20 protein-coding genes are annotated in these 16,303 nt (G+C 64.5%); 7 read left to right on the top strand and 13 right to left on the bottom strand.

Annotation, left to right across the window (positions count from 1 at the left end):
* Window positions 1-159: 159 nt before the first annotated feature.
* Window positions 160-1,890 carry an ArnT family glycosyltransferase gene (locus AC1VXC_RS09855; RefSeq protein ID WP_481539503.1) on the bottom strand — a complete coding sequence of 577 codons (1,731 nt, stop codon included), beginning with the start codon at window positions 1,888-1,890 and terminating at the stop codon, window positions 160-162.
* Between the two features lie 167 nt (window positions 1,891-2,057).
* Here AC1VXC_RS09855 and AC1VXC_RS09850 point away from each other — a divergent pair, with 167 nt between their 5' ends.
* Window positions 2,058-2,750: a response regulator transcription factor gene (locus AC1VXC_RS09850; protein WP_481539502.1), complete on the top strand. Its 693-nt coding sequence runs from the start codon at window positions 2,058-2,060 to the stop codon at window positions 2,748-2,750.
* The gene (locus AC1VXC_RS09845; protein ID WP_481539501.1) at window positions 2,747-4,027 is read left to right on the top strand and encodes a sensor histidine kinase; all 1,281 of its coding nucleotides are present in this window, start codon (window positions 2,747-2,749) and stop codon (window positions 4,025-4,027) included. The genes AC1VXC_RS09850 and AC1VXC_RS09845 overlap by 4 nt, the downstream gene beginning before the upstream one ends.
* An 86-nt stretch (window positions 4,028-4,113) precedes the next feature.
* Here the strand turns inward: AC1VXC_RS09845 and AC1VXC_RS09840 are convergent, their stop codons facing one another.
* From AC1VXC_RS09840 to AC1VXC_RS09820, 5 genes are read right to left on the bottom strand one after another with little or no spacing between them, the layout of a single operon-like run.
* Window positions 4,114-4,602 carry a hypothetical protein gene (locus tag AC1VXC_RS09840; protein ID WP_481539500.1) on the bottom strand — a complete coding sequence of 163 codons (489 nt, stop codon included), beginning with the start codon at window positions 4,600-4,602 and terminating at the stop codon, window positions 4,114-4,116.
* 40 nt (window positions 4,603-4,642) lie between these two features.
* Window positions 4,643-4,894 carry a cell division topological specificity factor MinE gene (gene minE, locus AC1VXC_RS09835; RefSeq protein WP_282271139.1) on the bottom strand — a complete coding sequence of 84 codons (252 nt, stop codon included), beginning with the start codon at window positions 4,892-4,894 and terminating at the stop codon, window positions 4,643-4,645.
* Between the two features lie 2 nt (window positions 4,895-4,896).
* Window positions 4,897-5,706 carry a septum site-determining protein MinD gene (minD, locus tag AC1VXC_RS09830; protein ID WP_313172976.1) on the bottom strand — a complete coding sequence of 270 codons (810 nt, stop codon included), beginning with the start codon at window positions 5,704-5,706 and terminating at the stop codon, window positions 4,897-4,899.
* A 32-nt stretch (window positions 5,707-5,738) separates the two neighbouring features.
* A complete protein-coding gene (gene minC / locus AC1VXC_RS09825) occupies window positions 5,739-6,521 on the bottom strand; it encodes a septum site-determining protein MinC (protein WP_313172977.1) in 783 nt (260 codons plus the stop codon).
* A gap of 1 nt (window position 6,522) precedes the next feature.
* The gene (locus AC1VXC_RS09820) at window positions 6,523-7,113 is read right to left on the bottom strand and encodes a GNAT family N-acetyltransferase (protein WP_303747064.1); all 591 of its coding nucleotides are present in this window, start codon (window positions 7,111-7,113) and stop codon (window positions 6,523-6,525) included.
* 149 nt (window positions 7,114-7,262) lie between these two features.
* On the opposite strand from AC1VXC_RS09820, the gene AC1VXC_RS09815 reads away from it, so the two are divergent.
* From AC1VXC_RS09815 to AC1VXC_RS09795, 5 genes are all read left to right on the top strand, one after another.
* The gene (locus AC1VXC_RS09815) at window positions 7,263-8,462 is read left to right on the top strand and encodes a sensor histidine kinase (RefSeq protein ID WP_313172978.1); all 1,200 of its coding nucleotides are present in this window, start codon (window positions 7,263-7,265) and stop codon (window positions 8,460-8,462) included.
* Window positions 8,462-9,103, top strand: a complete 642-nt coding sequence (locus tag AC1VXC_RS09810; protein ID WP_313172979.1) for a response regulator — start codon at window positions 8,462-8,464, stop codon at window positions 9,101-9,103. The genes AC1VXC_RS09815 and AC1VXC_RS09810 overlap by 1 nt, the downstream gene beginning before the upstream one ends.
* Window positions 9,104-9,446: 343 nt before the next feature.
* Window positions 9,447-10,598, top strand: coding sequence for a polyketide cyclase (locus AC1VXC_RS09805; protein WP_481539499.1), 1,152 nt, complete (start codon window positions 9,447-9,449; stop codon window positions 10,596-10,598).
* Between the two features lie 99 nt (window positions 10,599-10,697).
* Window positions 10,698-11,069, top strand: coding sequence for a DUF423 domain-containing protein (locus tag AC1VXC_RS09800; protein WP_313172981.1), 372 nt, complete (start codon window positions 10,698-10,700; stop codon window positions 11,067-11,069).
* A gap of 3 nt (window positions 11,070-11,072) precedes the next feature.
* Window positions 11,073-11,747 (top strand): DNA-3-methyladenine glycosylase family protein, encoded by a 675-nt coding sequence (locus tag AC1VXC_RS09795; RefSeq protein ID WP_481539498.1) that lies wholly within the window; start codon window positions 11,073-11,075, stop codon window positions 11,745-11,747.
* Between the two features lie 183 nt (window positions 11,748-11,930).
* Here the strand turns inward: AC1VXC_RS09795 and AC1VXC_RS09790 are convergent, their stop codons facing one another.
* The 7 genes from AC1VXC_RS09790 to AC1VXC_RS09760 are packed head-to-tail and all read right to left on the bottom strand — an operon-like array spanning window position 11,931 to window position 16,166.
* Window positions 11,931-12,743 carry a M15 family metallopeptidase gene (locus tag AC1VXC_RS09790; RefSeq protein WP_481539497.1) on the bottom strand — a complete coding sequence of 271 codons (813 nt, stop codon included), beginning with the start codon at window positions 12,741-12,743 and terminating at the stop codon, window positions 11,931-11,933.
* A 9-nt stretch (window positions 12,744-12,752) separates the two neighbouring features.
* On the bottom strand, window positions 12,753-13,328 hold the full coding sequence (locus AC1VXC_RS09785) for a PH domain-containing protein (RefSeq protein WP_313172984.1): 576 nt from the start codon (window positions 13,326-13,328) through the stop codon (window positions 12,753-12,755).
* Window positions 13,325-14,623 carry an alpha/beta hydrolase gene (locus tag AC1VXC_RS09780; RefSeq protein ID WP_481539496.1) on the bottom strand — a complete coding sequence of 433 codons (1,299 nt, stop codon included), beginning with the start codon at window positions 14,621-14,623 and terminating at the stop codon, window positions 13,325-13,327. The genes AC1VXC_RS09785 and AC1VXC_RS09780 overlap by 4 nt, the downstream gene beginning before the upstream one ends.
* Window positions 14,623-14,805 carry a DUF4177 domain-containing protein gene (locus AC1VXC_RS09775; protein ID WP_313172986.1) on the bottom strand — a complete coding sequence of 61 codons (183 nt, stop codon included), beginning with the start codon at window positions 14,803-14,805 and terminating at the stop codon, window positions 14,623-14,625. Before AC1VXC_RS09775 ends, AC1VXC_RS09780 begins: the two co-directional genes overlap by 1 nt.
* On the bottom strand, window positions 14,802-14,981 hold the full coding sequence (locus AC1VXC_RS09770; protein ID WP_481539495.1) for a type II toxin-antitoxin system antitoxin: 180 nt from the start codon (window positions 14,979-14,981) through the stop codon (window positions 14,802-14,804). The genes AC1VXC_RS09775 and AC1VXC_RS09770 overlap by 4 nt, the downstream gene beginning before the upstream one ends.
* The gene (locus AC1VXC_RS09765; RefSeq protein ID WP_313172987.1) at window positions 14,978-15,262 is read right to left on the bottom strand and encodes a hypothetical protein; all 285 of its coding nucleotides are present in this window, start codon (window positions 15,260-15,262) and stop codon (window positions 14,978-14,980) included. Before AC1VXC_RS09765 ends, AC1VXC_RS09770 begins: the two co-directional genes overlap by 4 nt.
* Window positions 15,263-15,284: 22 nt before the next feature.
* Entirely contained in the window at window positions 15,285-16,166 is an 882-nt protein-coding gene (locus AC1VXC_RS09760; RefSeq protein ID WP_481539494.1) for an SPFH domain-containing protein, read from the bottom strand.
* Window positions 16,167-16,303: the final 137 nt, after the last annotated feature.

Raw genomic sequence — 16,303 nt, 5'->3', positions numbered from 1 at the left:
CCGGTCGGAACGTTGTCGTTATTTTGTCAGTGCTTCAGTTTCGTCGCGGGCATGGTTACGACGCCTTGATCGTAAGAGCGGCCATGCCGAAGAGGCATGGCCACGCCCGTGCAGGCTTCGGTGCGCCGGTGTCAGCAAACCTGCCCCGATGGGCTGGCGTCAATCGCCGTCGCTTTCCAGTGCATCCTCGCCACCGGCGACAACACCATGGGTCCTGGCAACGCAGTCCGCACGCAGGGCGGTGCCGGGCAGCAGCTGCCAGTTGTTGCGATTGGCACTGCCGATGTCGATGATCTGGCTGCGATCGGCACAGGGCGACATGGCCTTGTCCAGCACGAACAGCCAGCGCCGCCGCGGATCTTCACTTACCCACCGCGCCGCGTCCTCCCATTGCTGGGCGAGCGGGCGTTTGAAGCCGAAATCGGTGGCCTGGGGGTCGGTCTGCAGCAGGTTCTGTTCGCGCCAGGCCACCATGCCAAGTTGTGCATCCGGGCCGATGCGTTCGCGCACCTTGCCCATCACCAGCGATGCCGAACTGTAAGGATCAAGTGCGGGCATCGCGCCCAGGCCGTACATGGCCCAGAGCAGCACCGTGCACAGCACCACCGCCAGCCCGGCGCGGCGCAGGCGCAATGTCACTACCAGCAGCAGCGAGGCGGTACCGAAGCCAATCAGCCACCAGCCGACGTGCGGCAAGACCCACGGATCGATCGCACGCTTGACCGCGTTGCGCTGGGCCCAGCCATCGCCATGGACGGCGCCATAGCCGACCACCAGGGTGGCCACGGCCAGCAGCAGCACGTACAGCAACAGCAGCCAGCGCACGCCGGTGCGTCGCAACAGGCCTGGCAGCAATGGGGCGGCAGCTACCGCCAGGGCTGGCAGCATCGGCAGGATGTAGACCTCGCGCTTGCCCGGGCTGGCACTGAAGAAGAGCAGTACCAGCAGTGCCCAGCCCAGCAGCAGGAGGTAGCGTGGATCGGCACGGCGGCAACGGCGCCACCAGGCTGGCAGGAGCCACGGTGCCAGCAGGCTGCCCGGCAGCCACAACGTCGCCATCACCTGCAGGTAGTACCAGAACGGTTGGTGATGGTGCCAGGCGTTGGCGTAGCGGGTGCCGGTCTGCTTGAACAGCAGTTCTTTGGCATAGGACTGCAGGTGCGGCTCGGGGTTCTGCAACAAGGCAATGGCCAATGGGCCGAGCCAGATCGCGGTGCCCGCCAGAAAGGCGGGCAGCAGCAGCCACCAGCCCCAGCTGCGACCCGGACCTGGGGCCTGCGGGTGACGCCAGCGCCAGGCCATCCACGGCAGCAGCATCAGCAAGGGCAGGAAACCCACGCCCTTGGTCACGGTGCCGGCGCCGGCTGCGAAGGCTGCCAAGGCCAGCGCCCACCAGTTCGGGCCGAGCAGCAGATGCCGCACCAGCCCCCATAGCGCCAGCGTGGTCATGCCGACCAGCACCATGTCGATCTGCGCACGTTTGGCCATCAGCCCGAACTGGATGCAGACGAACAGCCCGATGACAGCATAGCGGGCGATCTGGCGGTTCCAAAGCCGCCGGCTCATGTCCCAGGTCAGCCACAGGGTGAGCAGGGCGGCGAGCAACGAGGGCACCAGGAAGGACAGGTTCCAGTCGCCGATGAGCTTGTAGGTGGCGGCCTGGATCCACATGAAGGTGGCCGGCTTTTCCGCGTAGAGCTCGCTGCCGCGGTGCGGCAGCAGCCATTGCCCGGTCTCGACCATGTGCCGTGCGGCGAGCACGAAGCGAGGCTCGTCCGGAGGTTGCGGCGAACGCATGCCGAGCCCGGCGAACAGGCTGGCGATGACCAGCGCGATCAGGATGGCGAACCACAGTCTGTTGGACGAAGAGCGGGGCGGATTCGGGCGCACGGGCGGCTCGGTGGCAGAGGCTGGCGGGATGATGCCGCAATTGGCGTTGGAAACACGTCGAAACCGGAATGGCGAGTGGTTGCAGCGCGTTCCGACGACAATTCGACGGCAGCGGCGCTAGGATACGTCGGTAATGCCTCGGCCCGGGGCAGCAAGGTCATGCCCGCATGCGGCTGCTGGTCATCGAAGACAATCGCAATCTGATCGCCAACCTGTTCGATTATTTCGAAGCGCGCGGGCATACCCTCGACGTCGCCCCGGACGGCATCACCGGCCTGCACCTGGCCGGTACCCAGAACTACGATGCCATCCTGCTGGACTGGATGCTGCCACGCATGGAAGGGCCGGAGGTGCTGCGCAAACTTCGCGAGGACTTCCGTTCCGAAGTGCCGGTGATCATGCTCACTGCCCGCGACGAGCTGCCGGACAAGATCACCGGCTTCCGCGCCGGCGCCGATGATTACCTGACCAAGCCGTTCGCGCTGCCGGAGCTGGAAGTGCGGTTGGAGGCGGTGCTGGCACGCACGCACGGGCGTAATCCGCGCAAGCTGCTGGAAGTGCACGATCTGCAGCTGGACCTGGCCACGTTGGAGGCGCAGCGTGGTGGACAGGTGCTGCACCTGTATCCGGCCTGCCGCAAATTGCTGGAAGTGCTGATGCGGGCCAGCCCGGCGGCGGTGACCCGGGACCAGCTGGAATATGCGCTATGGGGCGACGAACCACCGGATGGCGACATGCTCAGGTCGCATATCTATGAGCTGCGGCGTGCGGTCGATGGCCCGTTCGAGCAGAAGCTGCTGCAGACCCTGCCGCGTGTCGGCTACCGCTTGTCCGCGCCCGCAGCAGCCGTGCAGCCATGAAGCGGCGCACACTGCGCCGCAAGCTACTTGGCTGGCTGGCGGCGTATGTCGCGCTGGTGACGTTGGCGGTGTTCAGCGCGGCCAACTATGTGCACGAACATGCCGAGCACGCGGTGTGGCGTTCGTTGTTGAATACCGAGCTGGACAGCATCATCGGTCAGATGCGGGTCGATCCAACTTACCATTGGCAGGATTCGGATACCTTGCGTTTTTACGCTGCCCATGAGCCTGCGGGTATACCCGAGACTCTGGGGCGCCTGCACCCAGGCTTGCATGATGGTGCCTTGCTGGAAGGCAAGCAGGCGGCGGTGATGGTGCGCGATACCAGCGATTTTGGTCGGGTGGTATTGGCCCTGGATATCTCCGACTTCGGCGAACTTGAACATTTCGTCACGCGTTGGGCGCTGCTGGCCGGTGTGGGCTTGTTGCTGGTGACCTTGTTGATGTCCTGGGTGGGCATGAACCGCCTGGTGCGCCCTCTGTCAGTGCTCGCGCAGGACATCGCCAAGCTGAGTCCCGAGCGTCGCCGGCAACAGGTGCGGGTGGACAAGCGCGGCAGTACCGAGCTGGAGGTGATCGCCGGTGCCTTGAATGATTACCTGCAGCGCAATGAACATTTCGTCGAGCGCGAGCGCGCGTTCATCAGTACCGCCAGCCATGAGCTGCGTACGCCGATCGCGGTGATCACCGGTGCCGCCGAGCTGGCGCTGGAGCAACCGGGGTTGCCGGAGAGGGTGCGCCAGCAGTTGCTGCGCGTGCGCAATACATCGACCGGCATGGAGCAGCTGATCCAGTTGTTGCTGGTGCTCGCGCGCGATCCGGCCAAACTGGCCGCGATGAGTGAATTGGTAGCCCTGGATGAACTGTTGCCGGAAATCATCGAAGACCATCGCTACCTGGCCAAGGGCAAGGAGCTGGAACTGGTGCTCCTGGAACGTGCTCCGTGCCAGCTGCTCGCGCCGCTGGCGGTGGTGCAGGCAGCGATTGGCAACCTGCTGCGCAATGCCATCGAGAATAGTGATCGCGGCGTGATTCGGCTGGGGATATCTGCCAATGCCGTGCTGACCATTGAGGATCCCGGGCACGGCATGAGCCCGGAAGAAGTCGCCCAGGTATACGCGCGGATGACCAAGGGCGAGCGCAATCCGGGCGGTGGTATTGGCCTGGACCTGATCGCCCGACTATGCGATCACCTGGGCTGGCAGCTGGAAATCCATTCGCAGCCGGAGCGGGGCACGCGGGTCACCTTGGATATGGGGAGTTCCAGGCCGCGGTAGGAGCGCATTATCTGTAGAGCGCAGCCATGCTGCGCTGGGGCTTTACCGGGGAAGGCTTCTGCCGGGCATGGCTCGGCACTACAGGCTCACGGTGGCAACAGCTCGCGCTCGATCAGCCAGCGCTTTGCATCGTCGGCGTCCTGCTCGAACCAGGCCTGGGTCGAACCCAAGCGGTAGGTGTAGCCCCAGCTGTCCATGTCGGCCATCAGCCGCGCGCTGCCTACGCCCGGCAGTTGCCCGGCCAGCACGATCTGCAGGTAGCAGGTGGCGTCTTCCTCGGGGACCGAGTCGGTGGCATCGGTATGCACGTTCGCGCGCCGCTCGGGTGGCAGCACGATCAGGTGGCAGGATTCGTGCAGCATCGAATGCACCGGCGTGTCATCGCGTACATAGACGTCGCAGGCGATGATGCCGGCCTCGGGCTCGCCCCAGTAACTGCCGGGAATCTTCCCGCCTGCGGCAACATGGTTCAGGCGCAGGCCGTGGCGTGCGAGCAGGTCCGCAGCGTCGGTCCAGCGGATATCGCCAACGCACAGCACGGGCTGGGTTGGTTCGTTGGCAGGGCTTTCGTTCACGGGCACTGGAGTCCCGGCGGCCGTAGCCGCCGGAATCTGATCACTTGTCGTCGGGCAGGGCCACGGAAATGTCGAGCACGTCGTTGGCACCATCCTTGACCAGGTCAACCTTGACCGCGTCGGCGTCGATGTTGACGTACTTCTTGATCACTTCCAGCAGCTCACGCTGCAGCAGCGGCAGGTAATCCGGACCGCCGCGGGTGCTGCGTTCCTGCGCGATGATGATCTGCAGGCGGTTCTTCGCGGTTTCGGCGGTGGTCTTCTTCTGTCTCAGGAAGTCGAGCAGTCCCATGCTTATCCTCCAAACAACTTGCTGAAGAAGCCCTTCTTCTCCACGGTGGTGAAGCGCATCGGGCGCTCTTCACCGAGGATGCGGCCGACGGCGTCCTCGTAGGCCTGGCCTGCCGGCGACTCGGCATCCAGGATGACCGGCTCGCCCTTGTTGGAGGCGTTGAGCACGTCGCCGGATTCGGGGATGACGCCGATGGCCTTCAGTCCCAGTACTTCTTCCACGTCGGTGATGCTCAGCATCTCGCCGCTTTCAACACGCGAGGGGCTGTAGCGGGTCAGCAGCAGGTAGGCCGGCACGGCCTTGCCGGCTTCGGCGTTGGCGGTCTTGGAGTCGAGCAGGCCGATGATGCGGTCCGAGTCACGCACCGAGGACACTTCCGGATTGACCACGACAACGGCGCGATCGGCGAAATACATCGCCAGGAACGCACCCTTCTCGATGCCGGCCGGGGAGTCGCAGATGATGAAGTCGAAGCCGTCAGCGGCCAGGTCCTTGAGGACCTTCTCCACGCCTTCCTTGTTCAATGCGTCCTTGTCGCGGGTCTGCGAGGCGGCCAGCACGTACAGGTTGTCGAAGCGCTTGTCCTTGATCAGCGCCTGCTTCAGCGTGGCTTCGCCGTGCACGACGTTGACGAAGTCATATACCACGCGACGCTCGCAGCCCATGATCAGGTCAAGGTTGCGCAGGCCGACGTCGAAGTCGATGACGGCGACCTTCTTGCCGCGGCGGGCGAGGCCACAGGCGATGCTGGCGCTTGAGGTGGTCTTGCCGACGCCGCCCTTGCCGGAGGTGACTACGATGATTTCAGCCAAAGGATCTCTCCTGAATGTCGTTGTGAGCTGCGTCAATCCAGCGCAGCAATCATGATCTGGTCCTGTTCCAGCCATACCTGCACGGCCTTGCCGCGCAGGTTGTCCGGAATATCGTCCAGTACCTTATACCGTCCTGCAATCGCGACCAGTTCAGCGTGGAAGTCGCGACAGAAAATGCGTGCGCTGGTGTTGCCCTGGGCACCGGCCAATGCGCGGCCACGCAGCGTACCGTAGATATGGATGCTGCCGTCGGCGATGACCTCGGCACCGGCACCCACCGTTGAGAGTACGGTCAGGTCGCAGTTCTCGGCGTAGAGCTGTTGTCCCGAGCGCACCGTGGTCAACTGCATCCGGCCCGGCTGCGGTGCGGCGTCGGCGCTGGGCGACGCGGCCGGGGGTGTCGCCGCGGCAGTGGTGCGCTTGCTCTGCTTGGGAGCGGCGGCGGCTGGCGCGGGTGCCGGTTCGGCTTCCAGCGGTTCGTATTGGGCGCGGAACTTGGCCAGTACCGGCAGGCCCAACTGCTGGGACAGGGTTTCTGTCTCGCTGGTGCCGTAGGCCAGCGCCACCGGCAGTACGCCCGCTTCGCGCAGGCCGTTGACCAGCTGCTGCGCGGTGGCCAGGTCCGGGAGTTGGCTCAAGCCGCCGAAATCCAGGATCACCGCCGCGCGGCCGAATAATTTGGGTGCACGTGCCACGCGCTCGCGCATTTCCTGGGCCAGGCGCTCCACGTCGAGGGTGCGGATGCGCAGGTTGGCAATGCCCACCTGCCCGATTTTCAGTTCACCAGCCTGTTCGTAATCCAAATTCACTGCCATCTCAGGTTCCGGTCGGCCGCTGTTGCAGCAGCCGGCGTGTGTTGCCTACCCAGGGAAGGTCGGGCAGGTTGTCGCCATAGGTTTCTTTTACCCACTCGTAGCTGCACAGATCCTTGAGCAGCATGCTGGCCCGCACATCCACCGAGGGCATGGTGTTCTGGCCGACTTCGCGGAAACCGAAGCTGCCATGGAACAGCAATGCGGCGTCGGCGCCGTGGTCGAGGAATACCTCGCAGGCCATCTGCGGGTAGCGCAGCTCGGCGTAGCTCTGGGCATCGGCATAGAACGCACGGCCGACACCGCCGCCGCGGCGGCGGCTGGCCACCACGATGCGGTCGATATAGAAGAAGCTGGGGTAGCGCTGCTGGAACCAGGCGAAATTGCAGCTGTCATGGGCACTGTTGCTGCCGTAGCCGACCAGGAACCCCGCCATGTTGCCGTCGCGTTCGGCAACCCGGAAGTATTCGGCGGTTTCGTAGAAACGGCGGAGCTTGGCTGCATCCAGCGGGAGAATCGCAAGACCAGCATTGTTGTTCAGTGCCAGGACGGAATCGAGCTCGTGCTCGCGCACGTCGCGGATAACAATCGACATTGTGACTCCGTGGGGTATCGCGGTCGGCCCAGAGGGCTGTGGCGCGATTATCGCATGGGTGGCACGAGCCGGGCGAGCCACGCGCCACGGTTGCCATGCATGACTTCCGAGGGAGGGCGCCGGGGCGGCCGGGTCCTTACCATGCACGGATGTTGGGATACCTCAGCCATACCCGCGTCCTCCGCCTGGCCGGCCTGTTTACCTGGGCCCTGGTCAGCCTGCCCCTAGTCTACACCCAGTACGCACCGGAGGAGGGCGTGCTGCAACCGGCCGCCGGCGAGGCGGTCTGGCTGTTCGTGGCCTACCTGACGTTCGGTGGCTGCTACTTCTGGCTGACCCGCGGGCTCAATGCCGCCGGCCACACCAGCTGGTACGACCGCCTGGCACTGCTGCTGCTGACGGTGTCTGCGCTGGTGGTCAGCTACCTGTCCGCCACTGGCCTGGGCAGCATCCTGATGATGGTCGCGGCCGGGGTGATCCCGTGGTTGCTGAGTCGCTGGGTGGGTGTTGTCTGGCTGGTCCTGAGCCAGCTGGCGGTACTGCCGGTCTACAACCTGATCCTGGGCCTGCCGCTGTTCGAGGCCTTGCTGCAGTCGCTGTTGTACGGCGGTTTCTCTATGTTCATCTTTGTCACGAGCCTGGTGGCAAGGCAGCAGACCCAGGCGCGGGAGGAGCAGCGGCGCTTGAATGCCGAACTGCGCGCTACCCGCTTGTTGCTGGCCGAGAGCGCCCGGGTCAATGAGCGCACGCGTATTTCCCGTGAATTGCACGACCTGCTCGGCCATCACCTGACCGCGTTGAGCCTGAACCTGGAAGTGGCCGGGCACATCACCGAGGGCCAGGCGCAGGAGCATGTGCGGCAGGCACATACCTTGGCCAAGCTGCTGTTGACCGACGTGCGCGAGGCGGTCAGCCAGCTGCGCGAGAGCGGCGCGATCGACCTTGCGGCGGCGCTGCGGCCCTTGACCGAGCGGGTGCCATCGCTGGATATCCACCTGCAGATCGAGGATCCGTTCAGTGTCGAGGATCCCGAGCGCGCCCATGTACTGCTGCGCTGCACGCAGGAGATCATCACCAATGCGGTACGCCATGCCGGTGCCCGCAATCTATGGATCAAGGTGGAGCGGGACGCGGCCCAGGTGGTCATCAGTGCGCATGATGACGGCATCGGTGGCGATTTCGAGGAAATAATGCCAGGCAATGGCTTGCGCGGCATGCGCGAGCGGCTGGCGCAGTATGGGGGCGTGCTGGATGTGTCGGCGCGAAGCGGTGAGGGTTTCCGTCTTCGCGCCAGCCTGCCGCTGGTTACCAATATGATGTTGGCCTCAGGGCCGCAAGGAGTGCATTGATGATCCGTGTCTGTCTGGTCGACGACCAAACCCTGGTGCGGCAGGGCATCCGTTCGTTGCTGGCGCTGGACGACGGCATCGAGGTGGTCGCCGAGGCCACCGACGGGCGCCAGGCGGTGGAGATGATTCCGCAGGTGCAGCCCGATGTGGTGCTGATGGACATGCGCATGCCGGTGATGTCGGGGCTGGAGGCGCTGCAGACGCTGAGCCGGGCCGGTACGTTGCCACCATCGATCATCCTGACCACCTTCGATGATGACCAGCTGGTGCTGGCCGGGCTCAAGGCCGGTGCCAAGGGCTATCTGCTGAAGGATGTGACCCTGGAGCAGCTGGTCGGCGCCATCCGTACCGTGGCCAATGGCGGCTCGCTGGTGCAACCGGCGGTGACCCAGCGCCTGCTGTCGGGGCTGGAGCACATGCGCAATGAGTTCGTCAGCCTGGACCGGCCGGATCCGCTGACCGATCGCGAGACCGAGATCCTGCGGCTGATGGCCAGCGGTTTTTCCAACAAGGAGATCGCCAACTCATTGGGTGTGGCCGAGGGCACGATCAAGAACCACGTGTCCAATATTCTTTCCAAGTTGGGCGTCCGCGACCGTACCCGTGCCGTACTCAAGGCCTTTGAACTGCAGCTGGTGTGAGCCACAGGCCGCACGGTGGCTGTCCGGCCCGCATGAATGCGCCACCGGGGTTCGCCGCGGGGCGGGCAGGCGGTGATCGGGGAAAAGTTGCCTGCAGTACTGGTGCTGGACACCTCGGACGGTGGAAAATAGCGCGGCTAAGGCGAAATACAGCCCCAGCTATCGGGTGAAGGCGCGTAGGGTTGGTGGTTGATACGCTACCCTGCGGCCTATCGATGAGATAGCGCATTCTGGTAATGGAAACCGGCATGCCAAATGTGGTGAACAACCTGCGAAAAGCCTGATAGGATGGGGGCTTCGCTTCAATCAACCCGGCCGTGGGATCGGCCCCGGAGACTCCTGAATGACCCGTATTATCGAGTTCCTGATCGCTTTGGGGATCGTAGCTGGCCTGTTTGTCCTCATTGGCGTGTGTCTGCCGGGCGAACGCCACATTACCGAAAGCATCGAAACCAATCGCAAGATGACGATCGTGTATGACACGGTCAACAGCCTGCGCCGCTTCAAGGATTGGAATCCGCTGGTGCTGCGCGACAAGGCCGTGGAGCTGAAGTTCAGCGGTCCGGACGCCGGCAAGGGCGCACGCATGGACTATTCCTCCAAGGACCTGGGCCAGGGCAGCTGGCAGATCACCGATAGCGAGAAGAACAAGCGCGTCGTGATTGCCATTGAAGACCCGACCCGCGGTACCGACAAGGTGACCTCGTTCACCCTGGAGCCGACCGGCAAGAACGACCGCAACGTCAAGATCACCCAGGACTACAGCGTCAAGTACGGCTTCGACCTGTTCGGTCGCTACGCCGGCCTGTACGTCAGCCGCCACATCGGTGACGACCTGAAGCTGGGCCTGTCGCGCATGGCCAACATGCTGGCCTCGGTGCCGAACGTTGACTACGCCGCTGCCGAAGCCCCGCTGACCGATCTGAAGGTTGTCCAGGTGCCGGCCGAGAACCTGCTGGTGGTCAACGCCGGCAACATCGACCGCAACAACGACGCCATCCAGAAGTCGATCGACGACAACATGGAGTGGATCAAGCGTGCGATGGATGCCAATGGCCTGGTTGCAGCGGGTCCGGTGCGCATCGTCACCACCGATTTCGGTGCTGAGAAGTACGCCTTCGACGTGGCTCTGCCGGTTCGCAAGGGCAGCGCTGCTGCACCGGCTGCCGACAAGGCCGCTGACAAGAAGGACGGCGAAGCTGCTGCCCCGGCCGTCGCTGCCACCCCGGCTGCTGCCGGTGATGCTGCCGAGCTGAGCGTCAAGATCCCCGCGGGCAACCCGGTGACCTACCTGCACGCACCGGCCCACCGTTCGGCATTTGCTTCCTACACCGGCCACATGGCTGGCCTGGATCTGGCCCGTAACGGCCTGCGTGCCTGGGCTACCACCACCGGCAACGAAGTTGTTGATCGTCCGTATGAGTCGTGGAAGGGTGGTGTGGCCAAGGCCTTCACCGTCGATGGTTCCTACGACCTCTACTGGGCGGTCAAGTAATCATCGGGTTGTTGTCGATGATCTGATCGAGAAAACGCGCCGCTTCCAGCGGCGCGTTTTTTTTGTGCAAAGCGTTTGCAGGATTGATGGGAGAGCGAGATGTTGGGAGTGGAACGGCGTGCGCGTAAGCCCTCGTTTCTTGCGTTCTGTGGTGGCTTGTTGGCGGCGGCGGCGATTGGTTTGTCGGCCTACGCCTCACATGGCGTGAGCGAGCCGCTGGCACAGTCACATCTGAATACTGCGTCCTTGTATGCATTCGGCCACGGGGTGGTGCTGGTGGGCCTGGGTGCTTCTTCGGTGAACCAGTTGGGCCGGGGGGCCCTGTATGTATTGCTGCTGGGGACGTTGTTGTTCTCCGGCAGCCTGGTGGGCAATGTGCTGATGCATTGGCCCACCCGGTTGGCGCCAGCCGGTGGCATTACCTTGATGGGCGGCTGGCTGCTGCTCGCACTCAGTGCCTTGCGTCGCTGAGCCATGCCCCGCTACCGGCGCGGTTTTGATATCGATGAGGCGCAGGCGCACCTGCAGCGGGTGGACAAGCGTCTGGCCAGCTGGGTGCGCCGCGTTGGACCGTTGCCGGCGCCGCAAGGCTGGGCGCGTTCGTTCGACCCGGTAGATGCGTTGGCGCGGGCTATCCTGTTCCAGCAACTCAGTGGCAAGGCTGCCTCGACGATAGTTGGACGGGTGGAAGCGGCGATTGGCAGCAAACGACTGCACGCTGCAAGTCTTGAACTGATTGATGACCCGGGGTTGCGTGCATGTGGTGTATCCGGCAACAAGGCCTTGGCGCTGCGTGACCTGGCCCGGCGCGAGCGCGCGGGCGAACTGCCGAGCTTGCGGCAGATGTCGGTGATGGATCACCAGTCCATCGTCGACGCCTTGGTGGCAGTACGTGGCATCGGCCGCTGGACAGTGGAGATGATGCTGATGTTCCGGCTCGGCCGGCCTGACATTCTGCCGGTCGATGACCTCGGCATCCGCAAGGGCGCGCAGCGTGTGGACGGTAGCGAGACCATGCTGACGCCCAAGGCCTTGGCCGAGCGCGGCGAGCGCTGGGGCCCGTACCGCACCTGGGCCAGCCTGTACCTGTGGCGTATCGCCGACTTCAGCGCCGATCCGAAGCAGAAGACCAATCGTTCGCAGGATTGAGCAGCACGGCAGTGCGCGTGGCTGCTTTTTGCAGGAGCGGCGTAAGCCGCGAAGCCAGTAGAGCGTCAGCACCGAGTTTCTGCCTACCAGGTCGCATCCGCCTCAGCGTCGAGCCGGGTGCTCATCTTGGTTGCGATTTTGCCCGGCAGCCCGGTTGCGTCAGCGTCGCGGCTTACGCCGCTCCTACAAGTCCGAAGCGCTGCGATAGCACCAGTGCCAGGGTTCGTAGACGATGCCGTGCGGGTTGTCGCGCGGGTAGCTCATGTGGAAACCGAAGCGCGCGGCGTGCTGCTGCAACCAGGCGAAGCCTGCGGTGTGTTCGAAGGATTCCTCGGCCGGCGGTTCGCCAGGCGCGCCGATATCCAGCGCGTTGCCACCGTGGTGTTCGCTGTAGCCAGGCGCGGCATTGACGGTGAGGATCTCGTCTACGCTCAGGCCGCGTGCCAGCTTGCGCTCGAAGATGCCGAGCTGATAGTCGTGACTGCGATAGCCGGAGATTGCGTCCAGCGCCAAGCCATCAACGGCAGCGGCGTGCTGCATACGCTGCCAGCCGCGCGCAGCAGCACCGGTCAGCCACAGTGGACGACGGTAACGATCGAAGCCCGCCAGGCGCAGATGCGCCGGTTCGGCGACCAGCGGTAAGCCGGTCTGCGCCGCATAGGCATCGGCATCCAGGTTCAGTTGCTGCAGGTGCAGATGCAGCTGATGTAGCGGCAGGCTGCCGCTCGGCGGTGGAATGCGGGAGGACTGCGTGCGCAGGGCTTGCAGTGCGGTCAACGCAAAGTCGATGCCGGGTTCGTCCGCCAACCTAGTCACCAGGGGCATCAGTCCACCGCGCAGCTGCGCAGCCAAATAGCGCCCATCGCGCTTGCGGCGCAGTACATGTGTTGCCCGGGACAGCACCCGGGCGTCGTCGCTGCTGCGCGCGCGCAACAGGCCGCCGGGCCATATCTCGATGTCCGGTGTGTTGATCAGGATGTGGGGAGCATTGCGCATGCGCGCAGCTTAGGCCCGTGCGCCGTCGGCGGCCAGTCGCTTGAGTTCATCCAGCAACGCGCGCGGCTGCTCGGGGCTTACCAGCACGCAGTTGCCATCGCGCAACGGGATCACCAGTACGCGGCTGTCGTCGGTGATCAGGCAGAAGCCCTTGCCGCCATCCTTCATGTGGAAGTGCCCGGCGCGAAAACCGGGAAACTGGAAGCCGTTGGATTTCATGCCCGGTTTGAAGTCCGGGTTTTCGGCGAAGTTGACGATGCGTGCGCGGTCCAGGCGCATCGAACTCAGCGGTACGCGCCGGGTGTACAGGGTGCTGGCAATGGTCAGTTGCTGGGCATCCAGGCGCAGCTCGCGGCGACGGTAGGCCAGCGTCAATGCGGCCCCAACCAAGGGCAGCACCAGCCAGCCGCCCCAGGAGTTGAACGACGTGGTGAACGGCAGCTTGCCGGCGAACAGGCGGATCAAGGGATCGATGCTCATCACCAGCAACATCGGCCCCCATAACCAGAACAGCAGCGAGCTGGTGGGCTTGGCCACCCTCAAGGCTGCATCGAACACTGCGGCACGGGGCGCGGTGGTGCTCATGGCTGCGCCTTCAGCCAGTGCGCGATGTCGTTGATCATCGTGGCATCGACATGCCCCGGTCGCGCGTATTCCTCCAGCGAGCTCTTGCCTTCACCGGCGATGCCCAGGTGATTGAGGGCGGGGTAGTGATGGAAGCGGTAGCGATCGCCGGCCAGTCCCTGCTTCCAGCGTTGCCAATCGGCATCCACCACCTGGAAGTCGCGCCCGCCCTGCAGCAGCAATGCCGGCAGTTGGCTGTCGCGCACATCGGCGATCGGGTCGACCTGCTCCAGCTGCTGCCAGAAACGGCCGGGGGTATCCATCAGGCGTGCATCCGGGTTGCTGCGTACCGCCGCGATGGCCGCATCCAGTGCCTGCAGGTGGGCCTGTTCTTCGGTGCTGATGTTGCCATCCAGGCCGACCATGTAGCGGTTCTGTTCGGCCAGCAGGTCCAGCAGGGGCCGCGCGGGCGCCGCAAACAATACCAATCCTGCGAGCTTCCCCTTGCTGGCCTTGGCAATGCGTCCGGCCAGCAGGCCGCCCTGGCTGTGACCGAGCAGATAGATATGGCGTGGATCAATGCTGGCAGTGCTGGCCAAGGCGGTGACCGCGGCGACGGCATCGTCGGTGGTTTCATCGTCGATGCTGAAGCTGCCCTGGAAATCCTGCGGCCTTGCGTGGGTGCGCTTGTCATAGCGCAGCACGGCGATGCCCTGCGCGGCGAGTCCGCGGGCGATGTCCAGGAATGGGCGATTGGGGCCGCTGCTCTCGTCCCGGTCCTGCGGACCGGAGCCATGCACCAGCACCACGGCCGGGAACGGGCCTTTGCCCTTGGGCAGGGCAAGGGTGCCGGGCAGGCCTGCCTTGCCGGGTGCGCTGCCAGGTACGGTGAACGGCTGCTCGTTGAAGTTTGCATCGCTGGCGGGTGCGGCTGCCGGCGCGGCGGCGGCTGGCTGCAGCAGGAAGCCGGCAATCTTGTCGTTCTGGTCCAGGGCCACGCGCGCCTGCAGCTGCCCGTTGGCATAGTTCAAGGGAATGACGACGATGCGATGGCCATCGGCTTCGCTGGTATGGGCCTGGCCGCGCTGGCCTGCCGCGCCCATCTGCGCGGGCAGTGATTCCCATACCGCCTTGAGCTTGTCCGCGGGGACCGCGGCCTTCATCTGCGTGGAAAAACTGGCCTCCGCTTCGCTGTAGTGACCCGCGTCAAGCTGATCGAGCAGGCGCGTGGCCAGCGCTGCGGGTGTTTCCGCCGCCATGCCGGGCGCGGTGATGAGCAGTAGGGCGGTAGCGATCCCGGCGAGCCGCGCCTTCATCACTGTTCCTTCTTGAAGATGAGCATGGCCGGTGACAGCTGGCCGTAGTGCACCATGTTGACCAGTTCCCAGCCGAGGTTGCCTTGTTTGGTCAGCTCCGCCTGGATCTTCTCGGCGGTAGGGCCACCCTTGAGCATCGAGGCAGACAGTTCGATGGTGAGGTATTGCCAACGCTTGCTCATTGTTCTTCCTTGTCATCAGCTTTGGATTTGGGAAGACGCCCGGCCTTGCGCAGGGCATCGCGGATCACATACTCGATCTGCGCGTTGAGGCTGCGCAGTTCGTCATCGGCCCAGCGCTGGGCAGCCGCCAGAACTTCAGCGTTGATGCGCAGCGGATAGGCCTTCTTCTCGCTCACCGGCGGGGTGCTCCGTTGTTGCCGCGACGCAGGTGCAGCACCAGCGAAATGCCCAATGCATTGACCGCGACCACCAGCGCGATGATCACGCCGTAGGCGATGTTGCGGTTGTCGCCGGCCAGATAGACGCCGGTGGCGGCCACGAACATGCACAGCGCGATCAAGGCCCAGCGCAGCCCCATGCCGCGTGCGTGCGCGGTGCCCGGGCGCCCGCTCCACACCGCGAAGCAAAGAGCGGGGATGCCGGTGGCAGCGATGATCAGGGGGGCATAGACATTCACTACGGTTACCTCGTTACGTTGTTCAGTACAGCGAGCCAGCGTTGACGATGGGCTGGGTGCCGCGGTCCGAGCACAGCACGGTCAACAGGTTGCTGACCATGTGCGCCTTGCGCTCCTCGTCGAGGGTGACGACGGCGTTCTTCTGCAGTTCCAGCAGTGCCATCTCGACCATGCCGACGGCACCGGCGACGATCTGCGTGCGTGCGGCAATCACCGCGCTGGCCTGCTGGCGCTGCAGCATGGCCTGGGCGATCTCCGGGGCGTAGGCGAGGTGGCTGATGCGCGCATCGAGCACCTGCACGCCGGCATCGGCCAGGCGCTCGGCCAGTTCGTCCTTCAGGTGCTGGGAGATCTCGGTGGCGTGGCTGCGCAGGGCCAGCTGGCCTTCGGTGTGCTGGTCATAGGGATAGCTGGTCGCCATCGCGCGCAGCGCCGACTCGGACTGGATGTGCACGAAGCTCTCGTAGTCGTCGACGTTGTAGACCGCTTCGGACGCGTCGGCCACCTGCCAGACGATGACTGCGGCGATCTCGATCGGCGAGCCGTCCAGCTCGTTGACCTTGAGCTTGCCGCTTTCGAAGTTGCGCACGCGCTGGCTGACCTTGCGCTTGGTGTAGAAGGGGTTGTTCCAGCGCAGGCCGTTGTCCTTGACCGTGCCGACGTACTTGCCGAACAGACTGATCACCGCCGCCTGGTTGGGCTGGACCATGTACAGGCCGGCGCTGAGGAAGATGCCCACGGTGATCAGCACGATGCCGGCAAGCACCAGCAATCCGCCGCCGCCGATGCCGTTGTTGGTGACGAACACCGCGCCGATGATGGACGCTGCGCCAGCCAGCATCAGCACGATGGTGCCGAGCAGGGTGGAGATGCCGGGGAGGGAACCGAGGGACTTCTCTTTCATGGCACATCTTCCGTGGTGGTTGGGTTGAAAGATATCAAATTGATATCAACATGCAAGCGATTCTGGCGCAGCCTTCCGCCGGGCCGGGAACCCGTAGCCCGGGTAAGCGCCAGCGCACCCGGGGAGTAGGCTGGCCC

It is taken from the genome of Stenotrophomonas sp. STEN033 (genome assembly GCF_056856655.1).
The sequence above is the reverse complement of the archived record's forward strand: the minus strand, read 5'-3'. Positions and strand labels throughout refer to the sequence as shown.